This window comes from Gelidibacter sp., from assembly GCF_039916245.1.
In the GTDB taxonomy this organism is placed as follows: domain Bacteria; phylum Bacteroidota; class Bacteroidia; order Flavobacteriales; family Flavobacteriaceae; genus Gelidibacter.
The window spans coordinates 1-9856 of the sequence record NZ_JBDSLS010000124.1; the positions used below are offsets into that span (position 1 = coordinate 1).

Sequence of the window (9856 nt, forward strand, 5' to 3'; positions counted from 1 at the left end):
TAACACCGATCCGATGGAGACCGCTTTTACGGTATCGGTGGATTTACGTGGGAATGGAGTGACGACTGGTATTTCAGCTAGTGATCGGGCAAAAACAGTGAAAGCCCTTATTGATCCTGATACCAAATCTTTTGAATTAGGACGACCAGGACATATTTTTCCTTTAGTTGCTAAAGAAGGTGGCGTGTTAAGACGTACAGGACATACGGAAGCAGCTATAGATTTTGCACGTTTGGCCGGCCTACAACCAGCAGGGGTGATTGTAGAAATCATGAATGATGATGGCACGATGGCACGATTACCGGAACTCATGAAGGTTGCAGAGAAATTTGACGTGAAAATTGTTTCGATAGAAGATTTAGTAGCTTATAGAATGCAGCACGACTCTTTAATTGAAAAGAAAGAAGATTTCGAAATTGTAACTCGTTTTGGCAAATTCAGATTGAGAGCCTACCAACAAACCACCAATGATCAAGTTCATATTGCACTGACCAAAGGTGCTTGGAAAACCAATGAGCCTGTTTTGACCAGAGTGAACTCTACCTTGGTTAATAATGATATTCTAGGTACTTTGACCAATAACGCCGATAAGAAATTGGACGATATGTTCAAGCTGATCAATGATGACGGCAAGGGCGCAATCCTTTTTATCAATCAGCAAAATCAATCTACCGATTTATTGAATAGATTAAAAACATTAAAACAAGAACAGAATCATACTGATGTCATCAAAGCACCAAGCATTGCTATGGACAACAGAGATTTTGGAATTGGCGCACAAATTCTGCACGACCTTAACATTCACAAATTATTGTTGATGTCCAATAGTGAACACACCAAACGTGTCGGGATTATTGGCTATGGTTTGGAGATTTTGGATTATGTGAGTTATTAATTGTTGACATAGAATTAAGACCGCTTCGCTTTTAGAATCAAGAATCAAGACCACTTTTAGAGGGTATAAAATAGTTTGTAGAGAACAGTAGTAAATCTTAACTAAATAGAAAAAGGATTCAGAACCAATTTAGTTCTGAATCCTTTTTTATGTTTAATACTATGGTTACGTGATTATAAATAGATTTTTCAGCTAAACCTTAATCAACTACAAACTCATCTTGATAGCTTCAACCATCTTTAAAGCGCGTGCTTTGACTTCTTCTTCTGTCCAGGATAATTTGATCAGGCACGAGATATTTCGTCCAATAAAGTGATCAGATTGGGCAAAGGTTTTTGTTTGTAGATATTTTAATCCTGCTTTCACTTCCGCAGAAATCGGAAATAAGCTCTTTACATCTTTTAAATGATCCCACTTTCGGACATAATGCCAATTATTGTCAAAATAGTGAAAACAGCCATCAACACCGGCAGCTTTCAAGTTTTGTGAAGCCTTTCTGGCAATTTCCAAATCGGGAAGGAAAAAGTTTAAAAATCCGTAGTTTTCTTCACCGCCCTCAGGAACCGTTCTAAACGTAACTTCTGGAATTAAAGCCAACGCTTCTCTCAGGATTGTATAATTCTTCTTTTGAATGGCCAAAAAATCTGGCAAACGTCGTACCTGTGCTAATCCCACCGCGGCATGCAGTTCTGAAATTCTAAAATTATAGCCCATAAATGGATGACCTTCTGCGCCCCTATCAGTGCCTTGATGGTCATGACCATGATCAGAATAATGATCTGAATTAATATAGTATTGCTCATTATTAGTTACCACGGCTCCACCTTCGCCACAAGTAATTGTTTTTACAAAATCAAATGAAAAACAGCCCAAATGACCAATACTTCCCAAAGGCTGTCCTTTATAGGTGGCACCAATGGCTTGGCAGGCATCTTCAATAAGAATTAGGTTATGAACATCACAAATGGCTTGTAGCGCATCTATATCGCCCATACTACCGCACATATGCACGATCATAATGGCTTTTGTTTTAGACGAAATCGCATTCTCAACCGCCTTAGGGTCTAAGGTCAAAGTATCATCGATATCCACTAAAACTGGTGTTGCACCCATCATCATAATGGCTTCAAAACTTGCCACAAATGTAAAGGACGGCATAATAACTTCGTCTCCTGCGCCAATTCCTGCCGCAGCTAGGGCTACAGAAACTGCCGCCGTTCCGCTGGACACCAATTGCACATGATTGGCTTTGAAGGCCGATTGTAATTCAACCTCGAGTTCTTTGGCCTTCCAGTGGCCGTTGCGCATGCCATCAAAGCCATAACGCATCAACACGCCGCTATCCAATACATCATTGACCTCTTTACGTTCGGCACTTCCAAATAATTCAAATCCTGGCATATCAATCGAAATTTTTAAATAAAAACAAATTTAACATTTATAAAACTGGAGTCAAAAGCAATTAAGTTTTAGATTTCCAAAACTGCATCATGCAACTTTTTTCGCACTTTTTTAAATCCTGAAAACATATCATCTTCTGCTCTATACCCTACTGGCAATAACAAAACAGATTTAAGTCCTTTGTCCTTGAGATTTAAAATAGCATCAAATTGCGTTCTATCAAAACCCTCCATCGGACACGAATCTATACGCTCCACCGCACAGACCGTCATGAGGTTACCAATGGCAATATAAACCTGTTTGATGGACCACTCCTGTTGTTCTTCCTGCGACATGTTTTGCATCATCAACTTCAGATCGTTTCGGTAAGGCTCCAAAATAGTTTCTGGAGTTTGTCTTAAATGAATAATGTTATCATACAAATCATCCACATGTTCTTCATTAATGGTGTCATTAATACAAAAAATCAATAAATGGGATGCATCCACTACTTGACGCTGATTATATGCGGCTTCCAATAATTGGTTTCGTAAGGTTTTATTCTCAATAATAACCAAAGAAATGGTTTGCAAGCCAAATGAAGTTGCCGTTAAGTTAAAGGCCTCCTTAAGGATGTGCAGCTTTTCAGCGGAAAGATTCTTAGAGGGATCAAACTTTTTGGTGGCGTAACGCCATTTTAAACTTTCTATAATGCTCATGGGTACCAATTTGTAATCCTAGCAAAAATAAGGGATGCGAATGGCAATTTCAGGACATTTCCATAAATTAATTCAATGCTTAAATTAATTTAATAAAAAAGTGACATTTTATTTGACAGAATTGAAAAAGGTTTCTATATTTGCACCCGCATTCAGGGCATACCTGATGAGACGCTTGGAGAAATGGCAGAGCGGTCGAATGCGGCAGTCTTGAAAACTGTTGAGGGTCATACCTCCGGGGGTTCGAATCCCTCTTTCTCCGCAAGGAATGCATCAAATTCCACTAAAACCCGATAAACACTACGTTTATCGGGTTTTTTAATTTTCACAAATAGTAATTAATCACAAATAACACCAACTTATAAGGGGCACATTCGGTGTCACTTGCAAGACTTCCCAAGTGACACCGAATACCATATAACTTATTGATAAATAGCAACTTAAATTCATAATGATTTGTTTATTTTTTTGTATTTAAACAAAAATTGGATCAAGTCAAAAAGTTGTGGGATTTTAAGATTACGCATAAATTGTTGTTAGTCTATATAAAAAAGGGGGTGCGGTCGCTTTGTGCAGGTAGTTTAAATCCAGTACACTTTTGAGCTGCGGTAGAAGTTGTGCTCGGGAACGCATTCACTCAGTAAAAATCGGGTGAACAACTTTTTTTGATAAGTCCTTTTGCCTTGCATATAAACAAATTATGATTTTATTCGCCCGATAATGTATTATTCAATTAACTTTATCAACAGAGTTGTGCAACAGGCACACCGTGTAGAAACAATTGCGCTTTAATGCTAAAACAAAGGTAGTTTCACGTTTGCTGCGTCTGATATTCCTGCGGAAAGTCTTCACATACAAACCCACAACTATTCTTATACATGAAGGTTGTGGTTAATGCTAAAAAAAATCACATTTGAAAATATTGACCAAATTAAAGGCTAAAGTAAAAATCTTAAAAAGCCAAGTTCATATTTTGAGGATTGCATATTCGGATAAACGAACACCTCTTATTGCAAAACTCTTAATTGGCTTGACAGTTGGATATTTATTAAGTCCAATTGATTTAATCCCTGATTTAATACCCATTTTAGGACTACTTGATGATTTAATTATAGTTCCAATACTAATAAGTATTTCCATTAAATTGATACCTGAAATAGTACTATCGGATGCCAAAAAAGAATTAAAGACTAATCCTGAAAAAATTAAAAAGAACAATTGGTTTTTTGCTATATTAATAATTATATTTTGGATTTGCATTATTTACGTTGCTTTTAAAATTTATGAAAAACAAAGCGGAAAGCACTAACCACAGCAATGGGGAAGCCTACAATCAATCCTGAAATATTTGTTTCATACAGGATCCATGCTTTATCCGTACACCGTCCATTCTTTATCCATTGGGATAGGTTAGTAGAAAGACATTTTTTTATGGTTGTTTTTTTTCTCTCCTTTAGATTTCAATTGAGTCGATTCGACTATTGAAAATCCTTTCGAAAATTGCCATCAAGCCTTAATTGTTGAAAATAATTTCCAAATCAGCCAAGCCAATTAGTCTTTTACATGCCCACCCTCCCACTTTTGCAATTGCCGTTTAAATTATTCAAGTCCTTGATTGCTCCATTTGAACCATCTTCGCATTTGGACCTGGCAAATATAAATTCGGCGATTTTCTTAAGGTTGGTTTACCACTGACATTAAATTTATTTATTCTAATGTTGATTTTGGTGGCTGTTTTTTGACCTTTAAAATGAGAGCTCATTTAATAAACTCGAAACCATTTAAATCGCTTATCTTTGTTATATAACTGATACACATACCTCTCAGAAGTATCAAGGGATAGATATTTCATTAATTTCATCTTAATAACAAGGACAATTTCTTAAAAAATGCCGTTGAAATTAAAATTGAAAAAAGCTAAATAACCCTATGACACTATTATTAATTTATCTTTTAGTTGTGCTACTAATCTCATTTTTATGTTCCATTGTGGAAGCCGTCTTATTATCTATCCCCATTTCATTTTTGAAATCAAAATCTGAATTTGGAGACCAAAATGCAAGTGCCATGTTAAAACTAAAAGAAGACATTGATAAACCCATATCGGCAATATTGTCTTTGAACACTGTGACACATACCGTTTGAGCGGCTGGAGTCGGTGCCCAAACTACAGTTTTATTTGGAGACGCGTATTTCGGGATTGTTTCTGCCACATTTACGCTTTTAATTTTAGTTTTGACTGAAATTATACCAAAAACAATAGGTACAAACTATAACAAGGAATTAGTCGGCATCTCATCCAAAATTATTAAAGGGATGATTATTATTATTTATCCATTAGTCTGTCTTTCTTCTATACTAACAAAAATGTTATCAAGAGAAAAACCTAATTTAACAACTAGCAGGGAGGAAATTTCAGCATTAGCAAGTATCGGTACCCAAGAGGGTATATTTGTGGATAAAGAAAATATAATCATTCAGAACTTAATAAAATTAAAAGGTTTGAAAATAAAAACTGTTATGACTCCTCGAATTGTTGTCGTAACGGCAAATGAGGAAATGACTTTACAAGAATTTCTAAAAAATAAAGAATTTTTACATTTTTCAAGAATTCCAATATTTCAAGAAAATAAGGACAACATAACCGGGTATATTTTCCGTGAATCAGTATTTGAAAAATTAGCTGAAGATCAGTTTGGTTTAAAACTTAAAGACATTAAACGTGATATTACCACTTTTCCAAAAAATATAACTCTCTTTGAGGCTTGGGAACAACTACTGCTCCAAAAAGAACACATCTCGTTAGTTGTTGATGAATATGGTGGTATGGATGGCATTACAACAATTGAAGATATCATAGAAACATTACTTGGTTTTGAGATTGTAGATGAAAAAGACAAGATTGAGGACATGCAACAGTACGCATTGAAAAGGTGGCAAGAAAAACAAAAAAAATATGAGCACTTGAAAAATGAAGAATAACATAAGTAAACGTTATCCAGGCTCATATGTGGTTTCTCAACTAATGAAACTTTTTCAGAAATGACAAAAAAGAATTTTCAAGCAAGCTCTTTTCCAGAAATGGAGCTTTTCTGGTAATGAAGAGGAATGTGTTTCCGTGTTATAAAAATGAAAAGTTATCGTTCTACCGGAGTTGATCGGACGTGACTTCAAAGTTGCATATTGCAATGTCTGTATTGAGATAAACTAAAATAGGGTTTTCGCGCTTCCCGACTTTTTTCGTTAATGAGCGGGCAAGTGGAATGAAAATCGTAGACTTTAGAGTTGGGTCGGGGACTTTTCTAATGATGCTATTTGAACGTATTCGAGTTTTTCGTGGAATGGAGCGCCAATGGGCTAGTGATATCTGTACTTATTTTCGATCTCAGATTAAATGAAATTTTGTACTCACCCTCTCTTTGAGATGGTCCCTCTAAATTTAATGAATTAAAAACAGTCATCTCATTAACTAAAAATGAGATGACTACTTTGATTATTTTTTAGAATCAGCAATCGAGACTTTACGGAATTCCTTTAATAATTTTTCCAAAGCTAACGACGATTTTCTTGCCCTTGTTCCTGCAGCTTTGTTTCCACTTTCTAATTGCATTTTAGCATCATTTTCAAATGACTCAAAAGTGTTTTGCATGTTTTCAATAAGTTCTTTCATAAGATTTAAATTTTATTTAAAAAGCCGAAAATATAGTTATTCGTTGTAAATACAACTGTCTTTAACATAAAAATACGACCACAAGTCGCAACTATAATGGTTTTCTTTATATGTCTCTAACTTTTCTCTTAAACTAATCTCCACTGATTGCCGAAGTTATACTTAGGCTTTGGACTACTTAAACGATTTCCTGGTAGGATTAAATCAGAGGTAACCTTGAGAATAATGTTGGATTGCGTCCTGATCTTTACGTGAATGAGCGGACAATAGGAATGAAAATCGTAAACTTTGGAATTGTGTCCAAGACTTTTTAATGAAGCGCTTTGAACGTATGTGAGCTTTTCGCGGAATGGAGCGGCATTGGGCTGAGTGGGTTGTAAATTCTAATTTTGAGCATGAATCTTCAGTGTTCACACATTAATTCGAAAGACGAAGTTTCTTAGGTTGTCCCACAAAAACGCCTCGCTTTTCAATTGAAAGCAACCTTTATTATCATAAAATATTCAGCAGTAAAATTTTCATGGTAAATGAAACGTTTTGGATAACGATAATATAATACCATCAATAATTTAAACGAGGGATGACCTCTGCTATAAAAGTCTTGATAATAATGGCAACAAGTAAGAATTATTCGTTATGCAGAATTTTAATAAATTGTAAAGTACAAAAGCCGACAAACTCATGTTTATCGGCCTTTTACAAGTTTCATCTAAATAAAAAACTATTCTATTTCATCCGAAATCTCTCCACATCTCAGCATACTCGCACCAAAATATGGATTCAGGATTTCTTCTTCGGTACTTAACCAAAATGCGCCGACATCATTATTTACCATCGGGCAATAATCGACGTACACTTTTTGGTTTATGCCAAAGGTTTTAACCGCATTGATCAAATGTGCCGAAAGCTGAATGAAATGGTCTCTTTGCATTTTGATATCAGAAGTTTTAGAGATTTCAGTAGCGGACTTTTTCAGTTCCTTTTCAAGGTTCATCCAATGGCTATGTGCTGGCTCTTCTTTTAAAAGCTTCATGTCAACATTTTGCAAACTTTTGAGTAAGTCACCAGCAGCTTTTTTAGGCATTTCCGAATTGTCGTTTACCAAGGCTTTTTCGATGATCATATAATTGTCAAAAACCGCTTTCAACTGCGTTTGGAACTTTGAGGACACTGTTAGTCTTTCAGTTTTGGCAAGATAGTTTTTAGGATCAAGCTCCGCATGCCCTTCTGAATTCATCATACTTCTTTTGCCCTGAAGCTGTGCTGCGGCATCTACTGTAAAGGTACCATTACTTACCACTTCCTCCCCGTTTTTAAGTCCGTCAACAATCGTGTAAACGTCACCATTTTTTGCTCCCAAGGTTACTTCGCGCATTTCAAAAATTGGCTCATTAGGATTTGATTTGACATATACCAACGATCTCGTTCCCGTCCAAAGGACTGCAGAAGCAGGAACTCTTATTTGCGATTCATTGGCTGTGCTTTTTGACAATTCCACCTTTGAGGTAACAAACATTCCCGGTTTCAAAATACCTTCCTTATTGTTTAAAGTTGCTCTTACTGAAACGGTTCTGGATTGCGTATTTAAACTTGGGTCGATGAAAGCTACTGTCGCTTCAAATTCTTTATTTGGATAAGCATTAGTAGTTACTATGATTTTCTGCCCTTTCTTAAGCTGCGAAAGTTGTGTTTCATAAGCATCAAACATGGCCCAAACCGTTCCCAAATTACTGACTTTAATAATCGGTTGTCCTTGTTTCACATAATCCCCTTCTTCTGCTATTTTTTCTGAAACGGTTCCAGAAACTGTCGCATAAATCGGGAAGTTTTCGCGTACTTTTCCTGAAGTCTCAATTTGATTGATTTGCTCTTCTGAAACCTTCCACAGTTTTAATTTATTACGCACGGCATTATACAAAGCGGGTTGTGAGGCTTTCATAGAAGCTGCTGTCAAAAGCTCCTGTTGTGCGGCAACCAATTCTGGCGCATAAATGGTTGCCAGTAATTGCCCTTTGCGAACTTCTTCGCCAGTAAAATTGACATTCAACTTTTCTATACGGCCTTCAAAATAACTGGCTTGCACGGCATTGGCTTCTTCGTTAGCCATAATTTTCCCTGAGAGCAACAAGGTATTCCCATCAGTACTTGTTGCGTTTCCTATAATAACCGTTTGGATATTAGCTAAAGCCATGGCATTCTTTGTCATTTTTATTTCGTTCATGGCAAGGCCTTCGCCACCTGCATCAGCTGGTATTAAGTCCATGCCACAAATAGGGCAATCGCCAGGTTCGGGTTGCATGATTTGTGGATGCATGGAGCAAGTCCACATTTGATTAGTAGCAATTTCTCCCGAATGATTGTGGTTGTCACTACCTGCAGGCTTCCCCGAAGCGCCACCACCGAACAGCAAAAATCCTCCAAGCACACCAACAACTAAGGCAATTGCTATGTATATAATATTCTTTTTCATTTTTATTTATTTTTTATTGTTTTCTGATTGTTAGATAAATGCTTCTATTAATTTTGGTCTTAATTAATGGCAAAAGGAAATTCGATTTTTACTTTTTCCCAACTCATACTTATTATACCTGAATTATCACTGGTTTCAGTTATCTTATACTCCAAATGTTCTTGAATGTCTTCAGAGATTTCTGGCGTTACTTTGAAGCGAATCACATCTTCCTTTTCATCGTACTCATCCTTACCATGTTGGTCCCAGTTTTTGTTGATCATTATGGTCCAATCGCTTTTAGATGGAATTGTAAAGAAGCCATACTTTCCAGCTGGTAATTTTTCACCGGCAATAGTTAAATCTTTATCCGTTTCAATCCATGTCGCATAATGCGCACCAGCTTGCCATACATTATCGTAACCTACTAAACCTCCAAAAATAATCCGTCCTCTGACCCCAGGAGATGAATAATCGATATGAACGTGTGCATCGCCAATCATGGCCATAGCTGATGTATGTGGACTTAAAACTTTCTTTTTGTTTCCGTCATCATTATTTGCAGAAGAATTATGATGTTGATGATCATTTTGATTGCTCTGTTTTGGTTCGTTTTTACAACTCAAAACCGAAAGGGCCACCACTAGTAATGCGATTAAATGCTTCATTTTTTATAGTTATATTTTAATTGTTCTTAATCTTAAGGCATTCGCAATAACAGAAACTGAGCTAAAACTCATAGC

Annotated in this window: 8 protein-coding genes, 1 tRNA gene and 1 pseudogene; 5 read left to right on the forward strand and 5 right to left on the reverse strand. The window is 36.3% G+C overall.

What is annotated here, in order from left to right; all coding sequences use genetic code 11:
- On the forward strand, positions 1-895 hold an 895-nt coding region (locus tag ABIQ28_RS06335), incomplete at its 5' end, for a 3,4-dihydroxy-2-butanone-4-phosphate synthase (protein WP_348036036.1).
- Positions 896-1102: 207 nt separating this feature from the next.
- On the opposite strand, the gene ABIQ28_RS06340 is transcribed toward ABIQ28_RS06335, so the two are convergent.
- Together ABIQ28_RS06340 and ABIQ28_RS06345 are read right to left on the reverse strand one after the other, a co-directional pair.
- Positions 1103-2296, reverse strand: a complete 1194-nt coding sequence (locus ABIQ28_RS06340; RefSeq protein ID WP_348036037.1) for a DegT/DnrJ/EryC1/StrS family aminotransferase — start codon at positions 2294-2296, stop codon at positions 1103-1105.
- Positions 2297-2364: 68 nt separating this feature from the next.
- Positions 2365-2994 carry an NAD(P)H-dependent oxidoreductase gene (locus ABIQ28_RS06345; protein ID WP_348036038.1) on the reverse strand — a complete coding sequence of 210 codons (630 nt, stop codon included), beginning with the start codon at positions 2992-2994 and terminating at the stop codon, positions 2365-2367.
- 177 nt (positions 2995-3171) lie between these two features.
- Between ABIQ28_RS06345 and ABIQ28_RS06350 the strand changes: the two genes are divergently transcribed.
- The 4 genes and pseudogenes from ABIQ28_RS06350 to ABIQ28_RS06365 all read left to right on the forward strand — a co-directional run bounded on the left by ABIQ28_RS06350 (position 3172) and on the right by ABIQ28_RS06365 (position 5976).
- Positions 3172-3256, forward strand: a tRNA-Ser gene (locus tag ABIQ28_RS06350).
- A 651-nt stretch (positions 3257-3907) separates the two neighbouring features.
- A complete protein-coding gene (locus ABIQ28_RS06355; protein ID WP_348036039.1) occupies positions 3908-4303 on the forward strand; it encodes a DUF1232 domain-containing protein in 396 nt (131 codons plus the stop codon).
- 620 nt (positions 4304-4923) lie between these two features.
- A pseudogene (locus tag ABIQ28_RS06360) lies at positions 4924-5397 on the forward strand (DUF21 domain-containing protein); the annotation flags it as partial.
- Between the two features lie 156 nt (positions 5398-5553).
- Entirely contained in the window at positions 5554-5976 is a 423-nt protein-coding gene (locus ABIQ28_RS06365; RefSeq protein WP_348036043.1) for a CBS domain-containing protein, read from the forward strand.
- Between the two features lie 511 nt (positions 5977-6487).
- Here ABIQ28_RS06365 and ABIQ28_RS06370 read toward each other — a convergent pair.
- The 3 genes from ABIQ28_RS06370 to ABIQ28_RS06380 form a co-directional block, all read right to left on the reverse strand.
- A complete protein-coding gene (locus tag ABIQ28_RS06370; protein ID WP_348036040.1) occupies positions 6488-6664 on the reverse strand; it encodes a histone H1 in 177 nt (58 codons plus the stop codon).
- 721 nt (positions 6665-7385) lie between these two features.
- Positions 7386-9134, reverse strand: coding sequence for an efflux RND transporter periplasmic adaptor subunit (locus ABIQ28_RS06375; RefSeq protein WP_348036041.1), 1749 nt, complete (start codon positions 9132-9134; stop codon positions 7386-7388).
- A gap of 59 nt (positions 9135-9193) precedes the next feature.
- Positions 9194-9781 carry a DUF2911 domain-containing protein gene (locus ABIQ28_RS06380; protein ID WP_348036042.1) on the reverse strand — a complete coding sequence of 196 codons (588 nt, stop codon included), beginning with the start codon at positions 9779-9781 and terminating at the stop codon, positions 9194-9196.
- Positions 9782-9856: the final 75 nt, after the last annotated feature.